The organism is Bradyrhizobium sp. CCBAU 45321, from assembly GCF_028128975.1.
GTDB lineage: Bacteria > Pseudomonadota > Alphaproteobacteria > Rhizobiales > Xanthobacteraceae > Bradyrhizobium > Bradyrhizobium yuanmingense.
Genome location: NZ_LFKZ01000016.1, coordinates 127,204 through 150,982 on the forward strand (window position 1 = coordinate 127,204; position 23,779 = coordinate 150,982).

Below are 23,779 nucleotides of genomic sequence, written 5' to 3' on the forward strand. Positions count from 1 at the left end.
CAGCGGTGTATCAGGAGGCACAACCTTTTTCAGGACCATTCGTGCCCCAGCCTTCGACGAAACCCTTCATCGACGTCCTCTCTGGCCAGCGCCAAGCCATCCCGCCCATGTGGATGATGCGCCAGGCCGGGCGCTACCTGCCGGAATATCGCGAGGTGCGCGCCAAGGCGGGCGGCTTCCTCGATCTCTGCTTCAACCCGGAGCTTGCCGCCGAGGTGACGCTGCAGCCGATCCGGAGGTTCGGTTTCGATGCGGCGATCATCTTCTCCGACATCCTGGTGATCCCCTATGCGCTTGGACGTTCGGTGCGGTTCGAGGCCGGCGAGGGCCCGCGGCTCGAGCCGCTGGACGATCCGGCCAAGGTGGCGACGCTGGCGACGCGCGCCGATTTCGGCAAGCTAGAGCCGGTGTTCGAGGCGCTGAAGATCGTGCGCGGCGCGCTCGATCCCAGGACCGCGCTGATCGGCTTCTGCGGCGCACCGTGGACGGTGGCGACTTACATGGTCGCGGGCCACGGCACGCCGGACCAGGCGCCGGCCCGGATGATGGCCTACCGCCATCCGGAAGCTTTCTCAGAGATCATCGACGTCCTGGTCGACAACTCTATTCAATATCTGCTGGCACAGCTCGACGCCGGGGCCGACGCGTTGCAGATCTTCGACACCTGGGCCGGCGTGCTGCCGCCGACCGAGTTCGCGCGCTGGTCGGTCGAGCCGACGCGGCGTATCGTGGAGGGCGTCAGGGCCAAGGTGCCGGACGCGAAGATCATCGGCTTCCCGCGCGGGGCCGGCGCGCAGCTCCCCGGTTACGTCGAAGCCACCGGCGTCAACGCCGTCAGCATCGACTGGACCGCGGAGCCTGACTTCATTCGCGAGCGGGTGCAGAGCAAGGTCGCGGTGCAGGGCAATCTCGATCCACTGGTGCTGATCACGGGCGGCGCCGCGCTCGATGGCGCGGTCGACAACGTGCTGGCCAATTTTGCTGCCGGGCGGCTGATCTTCAACCTCGGCCACGGCATCCAGCCGGAGACGCCGATCGCCCATGTCGAGCAGATGATCAGGCGCGTGCGGGGGTGATTTGTTTCGCCGCTTCGCGCGGCAAGAGTCGAAAAACAACCCCATGCACAGTAGCCAAGTCATTGAAAAGCTTGGACTGGCGTGACTCGCCTGTGCGTTTTGACTTGTCGGGCAAAACACGTGCAAAATGACATCATCAGAGATCGTGATTTCGGCATGCTTACCGCGGCCGGCTGCGCTCGATGATCTCCGCCGCACCCTTCGCCAACAGGTCCAATCCCACCGCGCGGCCGAGCTCCCGCGGACGGTTGGCCGGCCCGGTGCGCGAGGCTTCGATGATGGTGTTGCCGGAGAGATCGAGCACGGAGGCGGTGAGCGACATCTGATCGCCCGTGATGGTCGAGAAGCCCGCCACCGGTGAATTGCAGTGGCCGTTGAGCACCCACAGCACCTCGCGCTCGGCGTCGGCGGAGGCGTGCGCAGCGGCGTCGTCGATCGACGACAGGATCTGTCGCGTCTGCCAATCCTGCGCGGCGCATTCGACCGCGACGATGCCCTGCCCTGCCGCCGGCAACATCTCCACTGCTGTGAATTCGTAGGCGATGCGATGGGACAGGCCGACGCGGTCGAGGCCCGAGCGCGCCATGATCAGCGCATCCGCGGGCCCTACAGCGCCGCCATCCGGCAGGCGCTGCTTCTCGCCATGGTCGAGCTTGCGCACACGCGTGTCGGCGGCGCCACGGAAGTGGATCACCTCGACATCGGGGAACAGCCGCCGCGCATAGGCTGCGCGGCGCACCGCGTTGGTGCCGATCTTGAAACCCTTGCCGCGGGACTGCCGTAGCGCCTCCAGCGTCACACCCTCGCGCAGCACCAGCGCATCACCAGGCGGATCGCGCGACAGCGTGGCGCCGATGACGAGGCCGGGCGTGTCCTCGTTGCCCGGCATGTCCTTTAACGAATGCATCGCTGCCTGGAGCTCACCCGACAGCACGGCGGCGCGGATCTGCGCCACGAAGGCGCCGCCTTTGCCGCCATGCGGCAGCAGCTTGCTGGTCTGGTCGAGATCGCCCGTGGTATCGAACTTGACGATCTCGACGTCGAGACCGGGCACGGCGGCGGTCAGGCGGCGCGCAATCTCTTCCGTCTGTGCCAGCGCCATCGCGCTCTTCCGCGTGCCGATCCGAAATCGAGTAGCCAAGTCGAACTTCCTTTCAGGGCGAATTTATCGCGCATCCTCCAATATCATGTCGGACGCCTTCTCGGCGATCATAATGATCGGCGCATTGGTGTTCCCCGATACGAGGTCCGGCATGATCGAGCCATCGACGACGCGAAGGCCGTCGAGCCCCCTCACCTTCAGCCGCTGATCGACCACCGCGAGCGCGTCGTTGCCCATACGACAGGTCGAGGTCGGATGGTAGATGGTGCTGCCGCGCTCGCGGCAATAATCCAAGATCTCGGCGTCCGTGGATACCTTTTCGCCGGGGTCGTACTCACTGACCACGAAAGGCTTCAGCGCCGGCGCGTTCAGTATCTTGCGCAGGATCTTGATGCCCTCGACATTGGTGGTGCGGTCGGTCTCGGTGGACATGTAATTGATCCGGATCTCCGGCGGCACGGTCGGGTCTGCGCTCTTGATGCGCAGGGTGCCGCGGCTCTCGGGCCGGAGCTGGCACACCGAGGCGGTGAATCCGGAGAAGGCGTGCAGCTTCTCGCCCATCTTGTCGGTCGAGAACGGCAGGAAGTGCACCTGGATGTCGGGCGAGGCGAGACGCGGACTGGTCTTGAAGAAGGCGCCCGCCGTGCCGGCAGCGATCGTCAACCAGCCCTTGCGAAACAGCGCATAGCGTGCGCCGGCCATGGTGCGGCGAAGCGGATGATTGATGGTGTCGTTGAGCGTGATCTTCTGCGAGCAGCGCATGACGATGCGGACCTGCATGTGATCCTGCAGATCATGGCCCACGCCGGCAGCATCGAGCACCACCTCGATGCCATGCTTGCGCAGGAGATCGCCGGGCCCGACGCCTGAGAGCTGAAGCAGCTGCGGCGAGTTGTAGGCGCCGCTCGACACGACGACTTCCCGCCGTGCACGCGCGCGGCGCAAAGCTGCGCCCTGCCGGTATTCGACGCCGACGGCGCGGCGCCCCTCGAACAGGATGCGTTGGGCGTGCGCAGAGGTCTCGATCTTGAGATTACTGCGGGACTTGGCAGGCCCGAGATAGGCGACCGACGTCGAGGCGCGCCGGCCGTTGCGCGTCGTGGTCTGAAACAGGCCGACGCCTTCCTGCGTCGCGCCGTTGAAATCAGGATTGTAGGGCAGACCGCTCTCGACGGCGGCGTCGATGAAGGCCTTCGACAACGGATCGGTCACAATCATGTTGGACACCGGGAGCGGCCCGCCCGTGCCGTGATACTGATCGGCGCCGCGCGACTGATTCTCGGCCTTCTTGAAATAGGGCAGCACGTCGTCATAGCCCCAGCCGGTGTTGCCGAGCTGGCGCCAGCGGTCGTAGTCCTCGTGCTGGCCGCGGACATAGAGCAGGCCGTTGATCGAGCTCGATCCGCCCAGCGTTTTTCCGCGCGGCTGGAACACCTGGCGGCCCTTCAGCTCGGGCTCCGGTTCGGTCTGGTACATCCAGTTGACGCTCTTCTCCTTGAACAGCTTGCCGTAGCCGAGCGGGACGTGGATCCAGATGTTGGAATCCTTCGGGCCGGCCTCGAGCAGCAGCACGCTGTGCATGCCGTTCGCCGAGAGCCTGTTGGCGAGCACGCAGCCGGCGGAGCCGGCGCCGACGATGATGTAGTCGAATTCGGGATCGGTGGGTGCGAGGGAGGAAGTTGCGTTCATGCGCTACTGTTCTTCTTGTTGGCGTGGGCGTTTCGAGCTCGTGAGTAGCACAATCAAGCCCTGACGCGCAGCGCCTCGACCAGCGACTTGAACGCACGGGCATATTCCGCGCCGGCCTTTGCGACATCGACGCGTCCGGCGCAGGCGACCGCGGCCTCGGTCACCGCGCCGAGCAGCAGCCGGGCCAGCGGCTCGACCGGCTGGCGCGCGATCAGGCCAGCCTCCATCGCTGCGGAGAGCGCACGCGGCAGCTTGCCGCCAAAATGTTGTGCGTCTATCTCGCGCCAGCGCTCCCAGCCGAGCACGGCCGGGCCGTCACGCAAAATGACCTGGCCGGTCGGACCTTTCGCGGTGGCCGCAAAATAGTGCTGGGTGCCGGCGACCATGGCGGCGAGCACGTCCTTTTCAGTGCGCGCCGTGCGGTCGATCTCGGCAACGAGGTCGCGCGAGACCTGGTCGAACACGGCTGCGAACACCGCCTCCTTGGTCTTGAAGTGATGATAGACCGCGCCCTTGGCGACCGAAGCGCCTTCGGCAATGTCGTCCATGGTGGTGGCGGCAAAGCCGTGCGTCCCGAACAGGCGCCGCGCCGCCGCCAGGATCGCTTCCGATGTTGCCGCCCGCCGCTCCGCCTGTTTGGCCATGAGTCTCGTCTAGTTGAATTCGGTACAGCCGGCCAGTTGACTTTTCGACTATCGGTCGGTATTTACCGACTATCAGTCGGTTTTAATTGTGAGGTCGCCATGCCGAGCCGAGAGATCGTCGAAGCCTTTGCCAAGCGGCTGGAGGATGGCGACTTCGTCGGCGCCATCCTCGATTACTACACTCCGGACGCCGCGACCTATGAGAACCTGGCCGAGCCCGTGGTCGGGCGCGACAAGCTCGCGGACAAGGAGCGCGGCGTGCTGGCGGCGTTCAAGAAGGTCACGGCCGTGCGGCTCGGCCCGAGCCTGATCGATGGCGACGTCGTCGCCAGCCGCTGGAAATTCTCGTTCACCCACGCCGAGGGCGCGACGCGGACATTGGAAGAGGTTGCGTGGCAGACCTGGCGAGGCAATGAGATCGCCGAGGAGCGCTTCTTCTATGATCCGAAGCAACTCGGACGCTGAGCGGGAATGCCCTATCGGTACAGCACGACCACGGCCAGGCCGACGAGAGGCGCAAGAAACTGAACCGCCTGCCATGCAGATCCGTTGATGGACCACCGTCCATAGACGATCGTGCCGGCGGGCTGTGATGACGATCCGGCCCGATCCCCGAAGGCTTTCCATCGCACCTCGGCAGGACCGAGAAAATCTTCCGGCTTGACCGCCATGTCGGCGCTGCTCAGCACCACCTGCATCATCTCGCCTTTCGGCTGGAACATGGCCTCTGCCCCGGGTGGCGCGAAGAAGCTGCGCTTCGAGGCGATGTGCTGCTCATAGAAGTCCCGCCCTACCGTGACGGCCGCAGCGTATGGACTGACGTACGGCACCCCCGAGATGCCGGGAACGACCAGATGGCCCACCCCGCGCACCTCCTGCCAGGGAATGAAGAGACCTTTGAGCCATGGCCTGTGGAAGTGGATGCCCGCGGAAGACATGGAGACGACCGCCCGATCCGCGTAAAAGTGCCGGTAAGCTGAAAACGCGATCCATCCCAATCCCAAGTAAAGCATCATCCAGCCGAAAACATTCAGCGATGGGTTCACGAGATGGCTCCAATAGAGACTGCGCATGGCGCCGACATAGCTGGAGCGGCCGCTTGGCCCGCCGACCAACACGCTGATCACACCGATCACGCCGGAGACGATGATCAGGACAAGGACGCCGATCAACAATTCCAGCAGCAAGGGCAGGCCGGACCGTCCGATCAGGCTCGTCAGTGCATAGCCTGCGAATGCCAGACCCAATAGAGCCACATAGACGACGGCCAAAACGGCTCCATTCTGGCCGCGACTCTCGGCGTTAAGCGCGACCGCAAGGCCGGCGACGCAAGCCCACATCGCCCATGGGACCCGGTCCATCCGCCACTTGTCCATCGTGTATTCGACAGTTGCCGACACGTCGGCTGAAGGCTCGCTCATGGACAGGCCCCCGGGATTTCGAACGCATCCGTGCCGACGCGGCGCATGGTCGCCTGATCGGTCCAGGAACGTATCACGCGATCAATGAGACGTCTCGATCCGCTGACGAGCAAACGGCAGCGGAGCAATTGCTGTTGACGTCCGACTGGGAAGCAGATGATCCCCAGAGCACGGTGCGCTGCGATTGCGAGGGGCTTGTCATTTATCGACTGATCGGTCTATATATCCGCATGAGGCAAAACACCCCAGCGCCGTTGCCCCGTGGCCGACCGCGAAGTTTCGACATGAACGCCGCCGTCGAACGCGCGATGGATGTGTTCTGGTCGCGCGGCTATCACGCCACGGCGCTGCCCGATCTCCTTCGTGCGACCAGGCTGTCGCGGGGCAGTCTCTACGCCGCTTTCGGTGATAAGCATTCGCTCTTCTTGCGCGCGCTCGATCGCTACATTGCGGATGCCTTGGCGCGGATGGATGTCGAATTCGATCCTCGAAACGACCCGGTCGACGGCCTGCGGGCCTATCTTGCCGGCTACGTCGAGCGCACCAGCGGCAGCAATGGTCGGCGCGGATGCCTCCTGGTGGCCACGGCCATGGAACTGGCTGGCGGGGATGCCGAAGTCGGTCGACGCGTTGCGAGCTTCTTCAAGGCGATGGAGGCCAAGGTGACGGAGGCCCTGTCCCGCGCGAAAGCGGCGGGCAGGTTGGCCGACGGCATCGAGCCAGCAACGGCCGCCCGGGTTCTCGTCTGTTTCGTTGAAGGGCTGCGCGTGGTCGGCAAGACGGCACCGGTACGAACGACATCGCAGGCCGCCGTCGACGTTCTCATCGGTCGTTTCGTCAGGTAAGGACCCCGCAATGCTTCCGCTGATGATGGGCCTATATTTGGACTGATCAGTCTTGAAAGGGACGTGCGCCATGTCTGCCATCCAGATCGTCTGCGCGATCGCCGTTCCCCTGATCTGGGGTTATCAGTTCGTGGCCATCAAGGTGGGCGTTGCGGAGTTTCCGCCGCTCTTCTTCCTCGCACTGCGCTTTCTGGCCATCGCACTGCTGCTCGTGCCGTTCGTCGCCAGGCCCACGCATCGACAGCTCGGCCCGGTCGCAGCCATTTCGCTTTTCCTGGGCGGACTGAATTTCGGGCTCTTCTACGTTGGCCTTGGGCTCGGCTCTGGAAGCATGTCGGCCGTCGCATACCAACTCGCCACGCCCTTCACCGTCCTGTTGGCCTGGCCGCTGCTGGCGGAGAGACCGTCACTTGCCACCTGCGCCGGGGTGATGCTTGCATTCGTCGGCGTGACCGTGTTGGCGGCGGAGCCGGGCCAGTCCGCGAATCCCCTTCCGCTGCTGCTTGTGGTCGGAGCAGCTTTCGCCTTCGCGGTATCCAACGTGCTGACGAAACGCTACGGCCCCTTTGACCCCTTGATGCTGATGGGATGGTCGTCGCTGCTCACGGTGCCGCAGGTCATGTTGATGTCGCTGCTGCTGGAGTATGGACAAGCGGCGAGCCTTGCGACAGCGGGCGAACGGGGCTGGCTGGCGCTCGCCTACACGATCTTCGTGGGAGGAATTGTCGGGTTTGGCCTCTGGTTCTGGCTGATCGCCCGTTGCTCGATGGTCCGCGTCGCGCCCTTCGGTCTGCTGCTTCCGGTGTTCGCCTTGCTTTCGAGCGTACTGTTTCTCGGCGACCGACTGACGCCGAAGCTGATCGTCGGCGGACTGCTCGCGATGTCGGGGGTCGCCATCACTCAGCTGAGGCCGCGCCCTCGCCCCGTTTGATGTCCGGCTTGCCGGGCGTTTGTATCGATTTGTTATCGATACTTCGTGATGAACACGCAGAAGTGGTGGCGGCCGGCGCGCCAAACGGGGGATAATTCATAGTTCGTCAAAGGTTTGCGGCGAATTCTCGGTTACGCGCCCGACGAAAGACGCTCGCTGCCAGGCTCCTTAATGCGGACTCGAACGACCAACTATGTCGCACGGCTGTTCGCCGGCGATCTGTCGGCCTTTGGCGGTCCCGCAACCGACGAGGCGGTGGCCGGGCATATCCGCGCCGAGCAGATGTCGCTGGTGCTCGGCTATTCGGTCGGGATCATGCTGGCCAATGCCTGCAACGCCATTGTGCTAGCCATCGCGCTGTGGCAGTCGCCGGACAGGATGCCCGCCCTGATCTGGGCGGCGGCTGTCGCCAGCGCCGCGATCGGATTTGGCCTGCAATCCCACGTCGCGCGCCGCATCACCAAGCCGCAATTCGTCTCGCGTCGCGCGATGTATCGGCTGGTGCGCAACGCCTTCATCCTCGGCGCGGCCTGGGGCATCGTCCCGGTCGCCTTCTTCGCCGACGCTTCCAGCGGCGGCCAGCTCGTCATTACCTGCCTGTGCGCGGGCATGCTGGCCGGCGGCGCGCTCGCCTTCGCGACCATCCCGATCGCGGCGATCGCCTTCACGGCGCCGATCTTCCTAGGCATCGCCATCTGCCTCGGCCGGAACGGCGATCTCGCCTTTCTCCTCATCGCCTTTCTCGTCGTGATCTACGGCAGCGTCCTTTTGCGCGGCGTGTTCGTCAATTCGTTCTCGTTCGCGCGGCGCGTCATCCGGCAGATCGAGGCCGAGCGCACGGTGCGGCTCGATCCCCTGACCCACCTGCCCAACCGCGTCGCCTTCAACGAAACGCTCGATGCCGCGCTCAAGCGGCTGGCGCTATCGGGCGAGGAATTCGCGGTGCTCCTGCTCGATCTCGACCGCTTCAAGGAGGTCAACGACCAGTTCGGCCATCCCGCCGGCGACGAATTCCTGGTCCAGGTCGCCAGCCGCCTGCAACGCTGCACGCGCGCCGCCGAGCACGTCGCGCGGATCGGCGGCGACGAGTTCGCGCTGGTGATGGCCAATCTGACACGGCCCGAGGATGCGCTCGAGATCGCCGAACGCTTCGTCGCGGCGTTCAGCGAGCCGTTCCAGATCGAGGGCCGCCAGATGGTCGGCGCGATCAGCGTCGGCATCGTGCTGGCGCCACGCGACGGCAACACGCCGCTCGACCTCATGAAGAATGCCGATGCCGCGCTCTACCGCGCCAAGAAGGTGGGGCCGGGCACGGTCTGCTTCTTCGAACAGGCCGACGACAAATCGTCCCGCGAGCGCAAGGCGCTGCAAGCGGACCTCGCAGGCGCGATTGCGCGCAACGAGCTGTTTCTGGTGTTCCAGCCGTTCCTCGATCTCGGCACCAACCGGATCACCGGCTTCGAGGCGCTATTGCGCTGGCAGCATCCTTCGCGGGGGCTGGTACCGCCGAGTGAATTCATACCAATCGCGGAGGAGACCGGGCTGATCCACGAGATCGGCGAATGGGTCATCCGCCGCGCCTGCGCGACGGTTGCGGATTGGCCGGAAGAGATCAGGGTCGCCGTGAATTTCTCGGCCGCGCAATTCCACAACACCGCCATCCTCCAGACCATCGTGCAGGCGCTCGCCGACGCCAGGATCGCCCCGCATCGGCTCGAGATCGAGATCACGGAATCGATGCTGCTGGCGAAATACGGTTCGGCCGCGACGGTCCTGAACGCGCTGCTGGAGCTCGGTGTCACCCTCGCGCTCGACGATTTCGGCACCGGCTTCTCCTCGCTGACCTACCTCCGCAAGCTGCCGTTCAGCCGCATCAAGATCGACCAGTCCTTCATCCGCGACATGCTGGTGCAGCCGGACTGCGCGGCCATCGTGAAATCGGTGATCTCGCTTGCGAGCGATTTGCGGATCGGCGTCGTTGCGGAGGGGGTCGAGACCGCCGACCAGCTCGAATATCTCAGGCAGATCAGTTGCGACGAGGTGCAGGGCTATCTGATCAGCCGGCCGGTGGCCGCGGATGGGGTGATGGCGCTGCTGGAGACGAAGAAATATCGGGCGATCCACGCGGCGTAGGGCTCTACCGATTGGTCCTTCGTAGCCCGGATGGAGCGGAGCGCAATCCGGGACGAGTGTGCGCCGGAGCAACACCGCCCCGGATTTCGCTGCGCTCCATCCGGGCTACAGGGATTCCCCCAGAGGAGAGAACCCTCACCCGCGCCTTCGGCGCGACCTCTCCCGCAAGCGGGAGAGGTGGAGCCCGCGGCGCCGTCTGCTTGCTCCTAGGAGAGTCCCGCTCCGGCCTCCTTCAAACCGCATCCGCGCGCAGCAACGTATCTACCGTGATCGTGCCGCGCGCCCGAGAGACGCAGGTGCAGATCTTGTGGTTGCTCTTCTTCTCGTGGTCGCTGAAGAAGACGTCGCGATGGTCGATCTCGCCGTCGACGTCGACCACGTCGATGGCGCAGAGGCCGCATTCGCCGCGCTTGCAATCGGATATCACCTCAAAGCCGCTGGCATTGAGCACGTCGAGCATCGAGCGCTCGCGCGGGATCTCGAGCTCGACACCGGAGTCCTTCAGGCGCACCCGGAACGTTTCGGTCGGCAGCGTGCCGCTGGAGCCGAAGGTCTCGTAGCGCAGATCGGGGAGCGGATGGCCGGCGCCGATCCAGGCATGGCGTGCGGCGTCGAGCATGCGCATCGGGCCGCAGAACAGGGCCAGCGTGCCTTGCGGCAATGAGGCGAACAGCGCGTCGAGATCGAGCCGGCTGCCTTTGTCGCTGGCATGAACGACGAGGCGGTCACCAAGCATCGTGGCGAGGTCGTCGAGATAGGCGGCCTCGCGGCGCGAGCGTACGGCATAATGCAGCGTGACATCCGCCCCGCGCCGCGCCAGCGCCTGCGCGGCGCCGAGGATCGGGGTGATGCCGATGCCGCCGGCAATCAGGCAATAATTGTCGCGGGTCCAATCGACCGCGAGCAGCGAGGCGGGCTGGGTGATGTCGAGTCGCGCGCCCGGCTGCAAGGACCACATGTAGCGGGAGCCGCCACGGGAATCCTCGGCACGGCGCACAGCAATTCGGAGGCCGTGCGACGAGACCTCACCGACCAGCGAATAGGACCGCGTCTCCGGCAGGCCGTCGATGGTGACGCTGACATTGATGTGGCTGCCGACCGGATAGGCCGCGGCCTCGAACTGATCCGGCTTGATCAGGAATTCGCGGACGTTCGGGGTGAGATCGCGGGTGGTGACGAGCGTTGCCGGGGTCCAGGTCTCGATGAAGCGCATGGTGACTGCCCTCAATCGGTTGCGGTCTTGAGCAGCGCGAGCGCCGGCAAGAGGTCGAGATGGGTGCGGTTGCGCAGCGCGAGCCGCAGGTTTCGCACCGCGAGCCGGGCATGCTCGCGCATGACGGCCTCGGCGCGCGCGCCTTCGCGGTTCTCGATGGCGTCGATCACGACGCGATGGTGCTCCTGGGCGATGATCAGGATCTGCTGCGCCTCCGGCAGCGCCGATTGCGCCATCACGAAGCCGCTCGGCGAGGCAAACGGCAGCGCCGAGGCGCGGTCGATCTGCCGGATCAGCGGGGGGCTGCGCGACAGTTCCGTGAGCTGGGCGTGGAAGCGCGCATTCAGCGCGACGTAGGACGAGAAAGCATCGACCGAGATCGGCACCTGCCCCAGCAGCTCGTCGATCGCAGCAAGGCACTCCTTCAGCGGCTCGAGCTCGCGCGCGGAGACGCCGCGCTCGGCGGCAAAGCGCGCCGCCAGGCCTTCCAGTGTGCCGCGCAGCTCGATGGAATCGGAGATGTCGCGCTCCGAAAACGCCTTCACCATGAAGCCGCCGGAGGGGATCGCCTCCAACAGCCCCTCCTCCTCCAGCCGCACCAGCGCCATGCGTACCGGCGTGCGCGAGGCGCCTGTCGTCTCCACCGCCTGAAGCTCGGATATGCGCTCGCCCGGCCGCAAGGCGCCCGAGAGGATCTGGTCGCGCAGCGCGAGCTGCGCCTTCACGGTTTGCGAGATGGAGCGGTCGACCTCACGCTCGGCCATGTTCTACTCCGCGGCCTGAAGGTGCTTTGGGGCGTTCTCCTTCGCCACCATCCGATCGATCAGCTTGCGCGACCACATCGCGCCGGCGTCGATGTTGAGGTTGTAGAAGATGCGGTCGGGGTTTTCGTCCATCGCGCGCTGCTGCGCTTCGAGGATCAGCTCGTCCTCGCGGAAGATGCCGGAGACGCCCTCGCGGATCTCGGTGGTGAGGCGCTGCTCACCGAGACGATAGTTGCGGACGAAGGACCAGAAGTAATGACAGGTCTTCTCGGTCTCCGGCGTGATGGTGTTGAGCACGAAGCCGTTGACGCCTTGCGAGCGGTCGCCTTCCGGTGCACCGGTCCCTGTCGGCGCGACGCCGACGTCGATCGCGATGGTGCACGGCGCCTCGAAGCGGATGATCTGCCAGCGGTCGACGAGGCCGGGCTTGCCGAGCTGCTTGGCCCAGAACGGCGGCGGCTCGATGCCCCGCATCCAGCGCGTCACCGTTACCGTCTTCTCGCCGTGGGTGACGTCGAACGGCGCCTCGGCGACGGCGTCGTTACCGATGGAGGAGCCGTGCACGAAGGTCTCGTGGGTGAGGTCCATGAGATTGTCGAGCACGAGGCGGTAGTCGCATTTGACGTGGATGGTCTTGCCGTCGCCGGCCCAGGCCGGATCGTGATTCCAGTGCATGTCGGGGACGAGCGCGGGATCGGCGAGCGCGGGATCGCCCATCCAGAGCCAGACGTAGCGGTGACGCTCGACCACGGGATAGGCACGCACGCAGGCCGAGGGATTAATGGTCTCCTGCGAGGGCATGAAGGTGCAGCGGCCCTGCGCATTGTACTTCAGACCGTGATAGCCGCAGACGACGGTGTCGCCTTCGAGCCGGCCCTTGGACAGCGGCACCAGGCGATGCCAGCAGGCGTCCTCCAGCGCGGTCACCGTGCCGTCGGCCTTGCGATACATCACGACATGCTTGCCGCAGATCGTTCGCGGCAACAGCGCCGCCTTGACGTCGGCGTCCCACGCCGCGGCGTACCAGGCGTTCATGGGGAAGGGTTTTGTCATGTCTCACTCCCACGGCTTATGAATACGTTATGTATACAATAGCTGAAGGATAGAATTGTTCAAGATAGAATCAGCTCTACCTCAATACCTTTATCCTTGTGATTGTATACATAGCGGGGGAATGACCGCGTCCGGCTCCGGCTCCGCTTACCCTCCCCTGGAGGGAGGGCCCTCCAGGGGAGGGTAGGACAGCGGCGACCTCTCGGAACAACTTACGCCGCGAACACCTTGGCTAGGCCCGCCTGGGCGTCCTCCTGGATCCGTTTCAGGTGCTCGGGGCTGCGGAAGCTTTCGGCGTAGATCTTGTAGACGTCCTCGGTGCCGGACGGGCGCGCCGCGAACCAGCCGAAATCGGTTTCGACCTTGATGCCGCCGAACGGCTGGCCGTTGCCGGGCGCCTTGCTCAGCGTCGCACGAACGGGATCGCCGGCGAGGTCCTTGAGGCCGAGCTGCTCCGGCGTGAGGGACTTCAGGATGTTCTTCTGCGGCCCGGTGGCGGCAACGTCGATGCGGGCGTAATGCGGCATGCCGAACTCGGCGGTGAGATCATTGAAGATCTGGCTGGGATCGCGGCCGGTCTTGGCCATGATCTCGGCAGCGAGCAGGCCGAGGATGACGCCGTCCTTGTCGGTGGTCCACACCGCGCCGTCGCGGCGCAGGAACGAGGCCCCTGCACTCTCCTCGCCGCCGAAGCCGAAGCCGCCGGTGACGAGGCCGTCGACGAACCATTTGAAGCCGACCGGCGTCTCCACCAGCTTGCGGCCGAGCTTTTTGGCGACGCGGTCGATGATCGAGCTCGACACCACGGTCTTGCCGATCGCGGCATCCTTGCCCCAATCCGGACGGTGCGCGAACAGGTAGGAGATCGCGGTCGCCAGGTAATGGTTCGGATTCATCAACCCGCCGGTGCGCGTGACGATGCCGTGGCGGTCGGCGTCGGTGTCGTTGGCAAAGGCGACGTCGAAGCGGTCGCGCATGCCGATCAGGCTCGCCATCGCGTAGGGCGAGGAGCAGTCCATGCGGATCTTGCCGTCCCAGTCCACCGTCATGAAACGGAAGGTCGGGTCGATCGCCTCGTTCACGACCGTTGCGTTGAGGCCATAGCGCTCGATGATCGGATGCCAGTAATGCACGGCGGCGCCGCCGAGCGGATCGATGCCGATCTTGACGCCGGCGGATTTGACGAGGTCGAGATCGACGACATTGCCGAGATCGGCGACGTAAGGCGTGATGAAGTCGTAGGCGTGGACATTGGCGGCCTTGCGCGCCTTGGCATAGTCGATGCGCTTCACGTCCTCGAGCTCGCCGGCGAGATAGGCGTTGGCGCACTTCTCGACGGCAGCGGTCACGTCCGTATCGGCCGGGCCGCCATGAGGCGGATTGTATTTGTAGCCGCCATCCTCGGGGGGATTGTGCGAGGGGGTGATGACGACGCCGTCGGCGAGGCCGCTGGTGCGGCCTTTGTTATAGGTGAGGATCGCATGCGAGATGACGGGCGTCGGCGTGTAGCCGCCATCCTTGTCGATCATGACCTCGACGCCGTTGGCGGCGAACACCTCGATGGCGCTTGCAAGCGCCGGCTCGGCCAGCGCATGGGTATCGATGCCGATGAAGAGCGGGCCGGTCAGGCCCTTCTCCTTGCGGTAATCACAAATCGCCTGCGTGGTGGCGAGGATGTGGCCTTCGTTGAAGGTGTTCTTGAATGAGGTGCCGCGATGGCCCGACGTGCCGAATGCCACGCGCTGTGCCGGATCGGACGCATCCGGCTTGCCGGCGAAATAGGCCGTCACCAGCCGCGGAATATTGGTGAGCGCGTCCGGCGAGGCCTGCTTGCCCGCCGCGGGATGAACATCAGCCACTGGAATACCCTCGTCCTGTCGTGAGTGCGGGACACCATAGCATCGGCCAAGCCCCCGCCAAGAGCACAACACGCGCGAGCGGGAAGGCGTTCCTTGGAGGCGCTGCAGTCCCGACGAGCGGCCTTCGTGCTATGCTCGGCAGCACCGCCCTTTCGAATCGTCTCATGATCCCTTCGCGCAAGCTGCTCGTGCTGATCGCCGGCCTCGCCCTGGCCGGTGCACCGGCGCGCGCCGCGGAGTTCTACACCGAGGACCTGCGCATCCCGATGGCGGAGGCCGGACCGCAGGGGCTGGAGGCCTTTCTGGTCCGACCAGTGGGGACCAAGCGCTATCCGCTGGCGCTGCTCAGCCACGGCTCGCCGCGCAAGTTCGACGACCGCGCGACCATGTCGGCGCACCGATATTATGGCATCGCGCTGGAATACGCCCGGCGCGGCTTTGCGGCGCTGGTGGTGATGCGGCGCGGCTACGGCACCTCGCCGGGCGGGCGCGTCGACAGCGTCGGCAGTTGCGCAAGGGCCGCGTACCTGCCGGCTGCCGCCGTCGCGGTTGCCGATCTGCGCACCGCGATCGATGCGATGGCGCACCGGGCCGACGTGACGACATCGGGCATGATCGCGGCCGGCCATTCCGCAGGCGGCCTTGCAACGGTGGCGCTGAGCGCACAGGCGCCGGCGGGCCTCGTCGCCGCGATCAATTTTGCCGGCGGCCGCGGCTCGCGCAACGACGACGATGTCTGCAATCCGGATGGGCTGGTGCAGGCCTTCGCCACCTTCGGCAAGACCTCGCGCGTGCCCATGCTGTGGGTCTATGCCAGCAACGATTCCTATTTCGGTCCCGACCTCGCGCGCCGGCTCCACGACGGGTTTCGCGCCGGCGGCGGCAATGCGAGCTTCGTGGCGGCACCGGCTTACGGCGAAGACGGGCATTATCTCTATTCGGTCGTGGGCCGGCCGCAATGGACGCCGTATCTCGACGCCTTCCTGCGCGAGCGCGGGCTCGGCCATGACCTCCTGAGCCTGCCCGATCCGCTGCCGCCGCCACGCCAGCTCAACGAGGCGGCGCGGGCCGAGTTCGCGCGCTATCTCGCCAGCCTGCTGCCGCACAAGGCCTTTGCGGTGTCGCCGAACGGCGGCTACGGCTGGCGCGCTGGACGTGCGACGACCGAGGAGGCCCGGCGCGACTCGCTGGCAGCCTGCATGAAATGGTCGCCCAGCTGCACGCTCTATGCGGTCGATGACCAGTTGGCGGAGCCGTCGCAGGCCAGATCCACCGACCAGAGCGCCCGCGCGCGACCGTGACGAACACACGCCAGAGGCCGGTTTGTTAACTCCGGCGCTCTATGACAGGCCCATGCTGCGGGATCGGGCACGCTTCGTTCTCGGCGCGACGTGGAGGCACGTCGCGGTCGTCCTGCTCGTGTCGGCCCCGATCGGCGCACATGCGGCCGACGGCAGCAGCGAGCTCGGCGCCGGCGAAACGCCCTGGTCGCGGGCCACGATCCGGAAGATCATCGAGAGGGAAACCAAGAACACCAATCTGCCGGCCGATATCGCCGAGGCGGTCGTCTTCGTCGAAAGCGGCTACAACCCGGCGGTCATCGGCAGCGCGGGCGAAATCGGCCTGATGCAGGTGCGCCCCGAGACCGCGGCGATGCTGGGCTTCCGCGGCAGCAACGCGGAGCTGGCAGAGCCTGATATCAACATCCATTACGGGGTGCTCTATCTCAGCCAGGCCTGGCGGCTTTCGGGCGGGGATCTCTGCCGCGCCCTGATGAAATACCGGGCGGGTCATGGCGAAGAGGAGATGACCGCGCGGTCGCAGGTCTATTGCAACCGGGCCCGCAACCGGCTTGTCGCGATGAGCGCGATGCCGGAACGGCCCGAAGCTGCGGCTGCGCCGGATCCGGCGTCCACGGTTGCAGCTGCCGCTGCGGTTGCGGCTGCGGCGCCCGTGAAACCGGCGAGCCGCCCGAAAATCCCGGTGCAGCCGAAGGCGGTCTATGCCCGTTATCGTCAAGGCACCGCGGCCGCCAGCCGCGCCTATTGGGCCGCCCACGAGGCGAGGGTCGGCCAGATCAAGGCGCGCATCGAAGCACGCTGGAAGCGCGTCGCATCGCGCTGACGGGCGATGTCCTATGGTCTGAGCATGATCTTGCCGGAAAACCCTGCACGCCTTTCCGGATCATGCGCTACAGCCGCTCGCTGAGCGCGAGCTTGTAGCCGACGCCGGTGACGGTCGCGATCACGGGCGTGCCGCTGCCGACGAGCTTGTGGCGCAGCCGCGCCACCAGCGCATCGACGGTGCGGATGTCGACCTCGGCCTGGCGGTTGCTGACCACCTCGATCAGATAGTCGCGGCTGAGCGGCCCGCCGTCGGCGCCGACGAGCGCCGCCAGCAGGTCGAATGCGGCGCGCGTCAGCGCCACCGGCCTGCCGTCATTGCCAAGCAATTCGCGCCGGGTCAGGTCGATGATCCAGTCGCCGAACGCGATCGAATTGTGGCTGCGCGCCGCCTTGCGGTCGATCGAGCGGCGCCGCAGCACGCTGCGCGCACGCGCGAGCAGATCGCGCAGGTTGATCGGCTTGGTGACCTCGAGGCCGAGAATGCGGTCGACGTCGGTGTCGCGCCGCGTCACGAAGATGATGCCCGCGTTGCTGGTGGCCTGGATCTCCTTTGCGAGCTCGAAGCCGTCGCCGTCGGGCAGTTGCACGTCGAGGAAGACGAGATCGGTGCGCGCGCGCAGCGCCTGACGGCACTCCGTGCAGGTGCCGGCGCCGACCACGTCGAAATTGTTGTCGCTGAAATAGTCGACCAGCATGGTCCGCGTGACCGGATCGTCCTCGACGACGATCAGCCGCTCGCGGCCGACCGGACGAGCGGAAGCTACCGCCGTCCTGGCGGTCCCATGTGCCTGCGTCCCGACCTGCAGATTCAAGTCGCCGCGCAACGCGCCGTCATGTGAACGGACATTCACAGCCTGTTCGAGCCCCCGAAATTGCCTGCCGCGATACTAGGCACGTTGTGATGCGCAAACAGTATTGGTCATGCTCTTGGCACATTAAGTATGAATTGGCCCACAATTCTCATTCCGCGCACCGTCGCGCCGACAGCCTCTCGATTCGGAAAATCAGATCGTACTTCGAGCGGCCGCCTGCGGCTTGCTCCCCTGTGAGCTTCGCATCTACTGTGCCTCCAAAAGCCTGCACTCGGAGGTGGCGCATGGAGGTCATATTGCTCGGCACCGGCGGCCCGCGCCCGGACCCGCACCGCATGGCGACGACCACGCTGATCAGGCTTGGCGAGGAGAACATCCTGTTCGACGCCGGCCGTGGCGTCATGGTGCAGCTTCACAAGGCCGGCGCGCCGCTCGGCGCCATCAACACGGTCTTCCTCACCCATCACCATTTCGATCACATCGGTGATCTCTACGATGTGATGTTGAATTCGTGGATGCACGGGCGCAAGGACGCGTTGCGCGTCTACGGCCCGCCGGACACCGAACGCCTCGTCAACACGCTCGTCACGCAGGTCTACGACAAGGACATCGCCTGGCGCGACCAGGGCGAGCCGACCTTCGGCGGCTGGAAGCCCGTCGCCGCAACGGACATCATTCCAGGCCCCGTGGTCGACACCGGTCGCTGGAAGATCAGTGCCGAACTGGTCTCGCATGGCGACGGCCTCGACATGTCGCCGGCCTTTCTGGCGCGCTGGATGTGTCTCGGCTATCGCTTCGAAGCGGAAGGCAAGGTCATTGCTATTTCCGGCGACACCGTCCCCTGCCCCGGGCTCGAGCGGCTGGCCGAGGGAGCCGACCTGCTGGTGCAGTGCTGCTTCCTCGCCACGCCGGAGATCAACAACGAACATTTGCGCCGGCTCGCGAAATATACGATCGCCTGCGGCGACACCGTCGGGAAGATCGCGGCCAAAGCCGGCGTCAAGAAGCTCGCGCTGACCCATCACCGTCCGCGCACCGACGATGCCATGCTGAACGCATTGCTTGATGACGTCAGGCGGGACTATGCAGGACCCGTCGTGCTCGGCGAGGATCTCACGCGCATCGAGGTCTGAGGATGATCGAAGATCGAAGCACGCGCGCCGCAACAAATCATGCGTGCGGAAGCCGTTCGGCGTCAGGACGATCCGACCTCGATCCGGAAGGATAACTTTTCCTCAGCGCCCGGCGCGATGTGCATCAGTCCCGGCTTGTCGGTGAACTCGCCATGAAAGCCGGCGGGACTTGCGTAGCCGCGCCAGGGCTCGATGCAGAGGAACGGCGCGCCCGACGGTTTCGACCAGACGCCGAGCTCGCGAAATCCGCGCCAGGACATTTTCAGCCATGGCCCGGTCGATGCACCGCCCGCCGCGGCATAGCGGACCGAAGTGCTCTCGATGCGGTCGAAGATGATGGCGTCGTCGACGAACAGGGAGTCCGACAAGGGAAGCGAGGTGCCTTTGACCGGGTTCGGCTCCGCTGCCGGCCGCAGCAATCCACCTTCGAGACGGCGGACCGGAGACGGTTCGGCGCTCGCGAAAGTCAGCGCATGGCTCTCCTTCGCCGCGCCGGGCTGCAGCGGCCAATTGAAGGCGGGATGACCGCCGAGCGAGGCCGGCAACGTCTCCTTGCCGGTGTTGGCGATCGTGAGCGTCAGATCGAGGCCGGACTCATCGAGAGCATAGGCCGCCGTCAGCCGGAACGGGAACGGATAGAGCGCGCGCGTCGTCTCATTATCATCGAGCACCAGGGTGCAGCGGCTCTCGCCGCGTTCTGCCCACACGAAGCGGCTGTCGCGGGCGAAGCCGTGCTGCGTCATCCGATACGTCTTGCCCTGATGCCGCAATTCGTCGTTGGCAAGGCGCCCGACGATCGGAAACAGCAGCGGCGCGTGACGCGGCCATTCCGGCCCCGCCTGCCAGAGGAATTCGGTGCCGCCGCCCTTCAGCGAGCAGAGCTCGGCGCCGTGCGCCTTGACGGTCGCGGTGAGCGAGCCGCAGCGGAAGGAGTGGGTGTCATCGGTCATGGCCGACCTCTACACCCCGGCCTGGCACGCAGCAAGGCGACGCCGGGCCATGCAGGCGGCGCCTCCGAGCCATGCCCGGCTGCGTCATATTTCTGTACCTAACGATTGCTCACGTGCGGCTCCTCCACCGCGAGCTCCCCGCGAACCCGGCCGGAACTCCATGAACCATCGTGGTCCTCAATTGAAATTCTTCATCAACGGCCGCTTTCTGTCGCAAAAGCTCACGGGCGTGCAGCGCTATGCCGCTGAAATGGTCAAGGCGATCGACGTGCTGCTCGCGTCGGAGCAGATTCCGGCCTCGCTGCGCAACGCAGACTGGCAATTGTTGAAGCCCGCGGATGCAAGCGAGGAACTTAATCTCGACCGGATCAAGATTCGCGCTGTCGGCCGGTTGCATGGGCACGCGTGGGATCAAATCGATCTCGCCCGCGCTGCCGCCGGAGGCCGCTTGATCAGCCTGGCCAATTCCGGGCCAGTCTTCCATCGCCACCATATTGTCGTGATTCACGACGCCCAGGTCTTTCGCAGGCCCGACTTCTTCAATTGGCGCTATCTGACCGTCCATCGCACGATGGGCCGGATGCTCGCGCGGCACGCAAGCATCGCAACGGTGTCGGGATTTTCCCGCAAGGAGCTTGCGGACGTGCTGAATCTCTCGGCATCGCGCATTCCCGTCTTCCCCAACAGCGCCGAGCACTTTGCAGCCACGAAGCCCGATCCCAGCATCCTGGCCCGACTTGGCGTTCAGCCGCAGAAGTTCTTCCTCTTCGTGGGCTCGAAAACCAAGAACAAGAATCTGTCCGTCGCGATCCGCGCCATCCAGCTGCTCGACCGGGCCGACGTTCCCCTGGTCATTGTCGGCGGCGATAACAGCAAGGTCTTTCAGGATAATTCGGGCGAAGGGGCTTCCGGCCTGGTGCTGGCCGGCCGTCTGACCGACAGCGAGATTGCGGCGCTCTATGCGCACGCATCGGCCTTCGTGTTTCCCTCGCTCTACGAGGGGTTCGGCGTGCCGCCGCTCGAAGCCATGATCTTCGGCTGCCCGGTGATCGCCTCGAGGGCCGACGCCGTCGTGGAGACGTGCGGCGACGCGGCTGCGTATTTTGACGCCACTGATGCCGATGCGCTGAAGCAGCTCATGCTCGAAAGATTGGCAATCGGCGCGATCTCGGACCAGGAACGCCGGCGGCAACAGGATCGCCTTGCACTCTATTCGTGGAAGAAATCGGCGAAGACGTTGCTCGATCACCTCGCAGTGCCGGCGAACGTCGCCAGCGCTGCGTGAAACGAGGCGCGGTTCGCCTATCGCGCGCAACGGTTCTTGCACAAACGGCTTGCAACTCGCAGCTCTTTGCCTGGTTCCATGATTCTTTTTCTTCGTTCTTGCGGTGATCGCAAGCACGAGCGCCTTGGCGCAACATCACCACATCGCTGCCCCAATATCGCTACGTATTCGAGGAACTGTGTTTCGCACTAGCGAACACAGAACAGGGATACAGATGTCCGGCTCTCCAACGCGGCCCTACGCAAGGCAAACGATGAAAGTGCTGCACATCGCCGAAACAATCCGTGGCGGGATCGCGAGCTATCTGAACGAGTTGCATCCTCAGCAGCAGGCCAGCTTCGGTGCCGAGAACGTGCACTATGTTGTACCGTCGGATCATCGGGGCGACCTCGGTGCGATCGATGACAACCAGATTACAACATTCGAACGATCCGGCCGCAGCGTCGCCGGCCTATTCCAGATGCTGCGTGCCAGCATGCAAGCGCTGGATGCCTTCAGACCGGACGTGGTGCACCTGCATTCTTCCTTTGCAGGGCTCGTGCTCCGGCCCGCGCTCGCAGCCCGCTCGGGCGGACCGCGCGTCGTCTATTGTCCGCACGGCTGGGCATTTTCGCGCGAGACCGGCCGCTTCAGTCATAAGCTGACGAAGACCGCGGAGAACCTGCTTGCGCGCACCTCGGACCGAATCATCTGCATCTCCGGCGACGAGTATAGCGAGGCGGTGCGCTCGGGAATTCCTGCCGACCGCCTCACCGTGGTCCACAACGGCATCTCGAAGAGCCGCACGCCGCAGCCCGTCGCGGCTGACTGGACCTCGAAGAAGGTCAAGGTGCTGTTCATCGGACGCCTGGACCGGCAGAAGGGGTTCGATCTGCTGATCGAAGCGGCACGCGCGCTCGAGGATGTGCTGGACGTCCGCATGATCGGCGCCTCCGTGGTCAACAAGTACGAAGGTCCGACCGTCCCGTCCAACGTGTCCCTGTTGGGCTGGCTCGACCGCCCGACCATCGAGACCCAGCTCGAGGCCGCCGACCTCGTCGTGATTCCGTCACGTTGGGAAGCCTTTGGCCTCGTTGCGCTCGAAGCGATGCGGGCGGCCAAGCCCATCCTTGCGTTCCGTAGCGGAGCTTTGCCCGAGATCGTCGTCGATGGCGTGACCGGCGTGCTTTGCGAACCCGTCGCGGTCCAGCCGCTCGTGGATGGTTTCCGGCGCGCACTCGATCTCGATCTCAAGGTGCTGGGGCAGCGCGGCTACGACCGGTTCAAGCAGCTCTATGACGTCGAGAAGACGCATGCGCAATTGCAGCAGGTCTATGTCGAGCTGCTTCAGGACGACCAGACGCCCGTCGAAGCGAAGGCGGCGCTGCAGTCGGATCTCTCCAAGAATTTCTGATGGCTGCACCGCTCCCACGCACCTTGGTTCGCGACAGCCTCCGCCTCGCGAGCCTCATCGCATCCATTCTCCTTCCGGTCTCGGTCTGCGCACAGCAGGCGCAACCGCTCGATGCCCGATTCCTGCTCGGGGTCGGCACGCATCAGGGGCTGGGCGGCCCGGTGAGCGCGCGCGGATACGTGCCTTCGGAAAACGTCGCCCAGATCAAGCAACTCGGTCTCAATTCCTTTCGCGATGATTTTCCCTGGTCCGAGTTCGAGGTTGGGGGACGCCGGATGGGCTTCACACCCCGACTTGGCAGGCTCGAAGCGCAGGTCAAGGCCGGCGTCGCGCGCCCTCTCCTGATCCTCGCCTTCGGCCATCATCTCGTTCCGAATTCCTCGCCACCGACGACCGACGAGGCGCGGCAGCGGTTCGCCGATTATGCGGCGGCGGCGGCGCAATCGGTGGTGGCGCAGCATCCGCTGTTCGAGCTCTGGAACGAATGGAACCTGGCGGCGAAGAAAGATCCTGCGTTCTCGCCGGAAAACTATCGGGCGCTTGCCGAGGTCACGCGGCCGGTAGTCAAGCGGGTGGCGCCAAATGCGCCGTTCTTGGTGGGCGCGCTCGGCGACGATCTGGGCTGGACATGGACCGAGAAGATGCTGCGGACCGGCATTCTTCAATATGCGGACGGCGCATCGATCCATCTCTACAATTTCTGCATGGGCCCGAGCAAACGCACCTCGGCCGAAATCATAGAGCGGCTCACGGCGTTTCACCGCCTGGTCGGCCAGGCCAGCGGAAACCCCGATTTTCCGATCTATGTCACCGAGACCGGGTGGACCACGGCTGCCACCAATAAATGCGGCGTCAGCGAACAAGCCCAGTCCGACAATACGGCACAGCTCATCTTGTGGGCATCGACCGCGGCGCGCTGGCTCAAAGGAATGTGGTTCTACGAACTCAAGGACAGTGGAAAGGACGCATCGGACCTGGAGCACAATTTCGGGCTCTACCGTTTCGACAATTCGCCGAAGCCCGTCGCCTGCGCGGTTCAGGGCGCCTGGGCTTTCATCCGCTCCAGCCTGAGCGCCGAGAAACGCGAGCTCGCCACCGGGGTCGTGTCGATCAATGCAACGACGACGTCCGGCGCCAGAGTTGCGGTGTGGTCCGAGACTCCCGAGCGGCGTTACGAGGTCCGGATAAAGGGCGATCAGGACGGCGCAACCTTTGCGATGCCGTGCGACTCGGCCGCAAGACCTGCGTCCGGTGCCTGGATTCCGGTTTCGACCACGCCGGTCCTCATTGCAGCGAGCAACGGTGCCATGCCCGCTTTGGAGATAAGGCCGGCGCGGTAAGCGCGATTTT

At 65.1% G+C, this 23,779-nt stretch carries 21 protein-coding genes; 11 read left to right on the plus strand and 10 right to left on the minus strand.

The window, feature by feature from the left end; genetic code table 11:
* The first annotated feature begins 41 nt into the window (after positions 1–41).
* A complete protein-coding gene (gene hemE / locus ACM43_RS04790) occupies positions 42–1,076 on the plus strand; it encodes a uroporphyrinogen decarboxylase (RefSeq protein ID WP_271538444.1) in 1,035 nt (344 codons plus the stop codon).
* A 160-nt stretch (positions 1,077–1,236) separates the two neighbouring features.
* Here the strand turns inward: hemE and hemC are convergent, their stop codons facing one another.
* Genes hemC through ACM43_RS04805 form a run of 3 tightly spaced genes read right to left on the minus strand, consistent with a single transcriptional unit; the run spans position 1,237 to position 4,511 of the window.
* Positions 1,237–2,217 (minus strand): hydroxymethylbilane synthase, encoded by a 981-nt coding sequence (gene hemC, locus ACM43_RS04795; RefSeq protein WP_271538446.1) that lies wholly within the window; start codon positions 2,215–2,217, stop codon positions 1,237–1,239.
* Positions 2,218–2,241: 24 nt separating this feature from the next.
* Complete coding sequence (locus ACM43_RS04800; RefSeq protein ID WP_271538448.1) at positions 2,242–3,867, minus strand: GMC family oxidoreductase; 1,626 nt, start codon at positions 3,865–3,867, stop codon at positions 2,242–2,244.
* 53 nt (positions 3,868–3,920) lie between these two features.
* Positions 3,921–4,511, minus strand: coding sequence for a TetR/AcrR family transcriptional regulator (locus ACM43_RS04805; RefSeq protein WP_271538450.1), 591 nt, complete (start codon positions 4,509–4,511; stop codon positions 3,921–3,923).
* 99 nt (positions 4,512–4,610) lie between these two features.
* Here ACM43_RS04805 and ACM43_RS04810 point away from each other — a divergent pair, with 99 nt between their 5' ends.
* On the plus strand, positions 4,611–4,976 hold the full coding sequence (locus ACM43_RS04810) for a nuclear transport factor 2 family protein (protein WP_271538452.1): 366 nt from the start codon (positions 4,611–4,613) through the stop codon (positions 4,974–4,976).
* Between the two features lie 11 nt (positions 4,977–4,987).
* Here the strand turns inward: ACM43_RS04810 and ACM43_RS04815 are convergent, their stop codons facing one another.
* Complete coding sequence (locus ACM43_RS04815; RefSeq protein WP_271538454.1) at positions 4,988–5,932, minus strand: hypothetical protein; 945 nt, start codon at positions 5,930–5,932, stop codon at positions 4,988–4,990.
* 284 nt (positions 5,933–6,216) lie between these two features.
* On the opposite strand from ACM43_RS04815, the gene ACM43_RS04820 reads away from it, so the two are divergent.
* The 3 genes from ACM43_RS04820 (at position 6,217) to ACM43_RS04830 (ending at position 9,841) form a co-directional block, all read left to right on the plus strand.
* Positions 6,217–6,777, plus strand: a complete 561-nt coding sequence (locus ACM43_RS04820) for a TetR/AcrR family transcriptional regulator (RefSeq protein ID WP_271538456.1) — start codon at positions 6,217–6,219, stop codon at positions 6,775–6,777.
* 70 nt (positions 6,778–6,847) lie between these two features.
* Positions 6,848–7,708: a DMT family transporter gene (locus tag ACM43_RS04825; RefSeq protein WP_271538458.1), complete on the plus strand. Its 861-nt coding sequence runs from the start codon at positions 6,848–6,850 to the stop codon at positions 7,706–7,708.
* A 171-nt stretch (positions 7,709–7,879) separates the two neighbouring features.
* The gene (locus ACM43_RS04830) at positions 7,880–9,841 is read left to right on the plus strand and encodes a putative bifunctional diguanylate cyclase/phosphodiesterase (RefSeq protein ID WP_271538460.1); all 1,962 of its coding nucleotides are present in this window, start codon (positions 7,880–7,882) and stop codon (positions 9,839–9,841) included.
* A gap of 232 nt (positions 9,842–10,073) precedes the next feature.
* Here ACM43_RS04830 and ACM43_RS04835 read toward each other — a convergent pair whose 3' ends face one another.
* The 4 genes from ACM43_RS04835 to pgm form a co-directional block, all read right to left on the minus strand.
* The gene (locus tag ACM43_RS04835) at positions 10,074–11,054 is read right to left on the minus strand and encodes a PDR/VanB family oxidoreductase (RefSeq protein ID WP_271538462.1); all 981 of its coding nucleotides are present in this window, start codon (positions 11,052–11,054) and stop codon (positions 10,074–10,076) included.
* Between the two features lie 11 nt (positions 11,055–11,065).
* Complete coding sequence (locus ACM43_RS04840; RefSeq protein ID WP_271538464.1) at positions 11,066–11,818, minus strand: GntR family transcriptional regulator; 753 nt, start codon at positions 11,816–11,818, stop codon at positions 11,066–11,068.
* Between the two features lie 3 nt (positions 11,819–11,821).
* A complete protein-coding gene (locus ACM43_RS04845) occupies positions 11,822–12,871 on the minus strand; it encodes an aromatic ring-hydroxylating dioxygenase subunit alpha (protein WP_271538465.1) in 1,050 nt (349 codons plus the stop codon).
* 212 nt (positions 12,872–13,083) lie between these two features.
* Entirely contained in the window at positions 13,084–14,730 is a 1,647-nt protein-coding gene (gene pgm / locus ACM43_RS04850; RefSeq protein ID WP_271538467.1) for a phosphoglucomutase (alpha-D-glucose-1,6-bisphosphate-dependent), read from the minus strand.
* 164 nt (positions 14,731–14,894) lie between these two features.
* Between pgm and ACM43_RS04855 the strand changes: the two genes are divergently transcribed.
* Positions 14,895–16,031 (plus strand): alpha/beta hydrolase family protein, encoded by a 1,137-nt coding sequence (locus tag ACM43_RS04855; RefSeq protein WP_271538469.1) that lies wholly within the window; start codon positions 14,895–14,897, stop codon positions 16,029–16,031.
* Between the two features lie 52 nt (positions 16,032–16,083).
* On the plus strand, positions 16,084–16,854 hold the full coding sequence (locus ACM43_RS04860; RefSeq protein ID WP_271538471.1) for a transglycosylase SLT domain-containing protein: 771 nt from the start codon (positions 16,084–16,086) through the stop codon (positions 16,852–16,854).
* A 67-nt stretch (positions 16,855–16,921) separates the two neighbouring features.
* Here the strand turns inward: ACM43_RS04860 and ACM43_RS04865 are convergent, their stop codons facing one another.
* On the minus strand, positions 16,922–17,707 hold the full coding sequence (locus ACM43_RS04865; protein WP_271538473.1) for a response regulator transcription factor: 786 nt from the start codon (positions 17,705–17,707) through the stop codon (positions 16,922–16,924).
* A 245-nt stretch (positions 17,708–17,952) separates the two neighbouring features.
* Between ACM43_RS04865 and ACM43_RS04870 the strand changes: the two genes are divergently transcribed.
* Positions 17,953–18,801: an MBL fold metallo-hydrolase gene (locus ACM43_RS04870; protein ID WP_271538475.1), complete on the plus strand. Its 849-nt coding sequence runs from the start codon at positions 17,953–17,955 to the stop codon at positions 18,799–18,801.
* Positions 18,802–18,863: 62 nt separating this feature from the next.
* Here ACM43_RS04870 and ACM43_RS04875 read toward each other — a convergent pair whose 3' ends face one another.
* Entirely contained in the window at positions 18,864–19,751 is an 888-nt protein-coding gene (locus ACM43_RS04875; protein WP_271538477.1) for an aldose 1-epimerase family protein, read from the minus strand.
* Between the two features lie 181 nt (positions 19,752–19,932).
* Here ACM43_RS04875 and ACM43_RS04880 point away from each other — a divergent pair, with 181 nt between their 5' ends.
* The 3 genes from ACM43_RS04880 to ACM43_RS04890 all read left to right on the plus strand — a co-directional run bounded on the left by ACM43_RS04880 (position 19,933) and on the right by ACM43_RS04890 (position 23,769).
* Complete coding sequence (locus ACM43_RS04880; RefSeq protein WP_271538841.1) at positions 19,933–21,036, plus strand: glycosyltransferase family 4 protein; 1,104 nt, start codon at positions 19,933–19,935, stop codon at positions 21,034–21,036.
* 253 nt (positions 21,037–21,289) lie between these two features.
* Positions 21,290–22,429, plus strand: coding sequence for a glycosyltransferase (locus ACM43_RS04885; protein ID WP_271538479.1), 1,140 nt, complete (start codon positions 21,290–21,292; stop codon positions 22,427–22,429).
* On the plus strand, positions 22,429–23,769 hold the full coding sequence (locus ACM43_RS04890; RefSeq protein ID WP_271538481.1) for a hypothetical protein: 1,341 nt from the start codon (positions 22,429–22,431) through the stop codon (positions 23,767–23,769). Before ACM43_RS04885 ends, ACM43_RS04890 begins: the two co-directional genes overlap by 1 nt.
* The last annotated feature ends 10 nt before the right edge of the window (positions 23,770–23,779 follow it).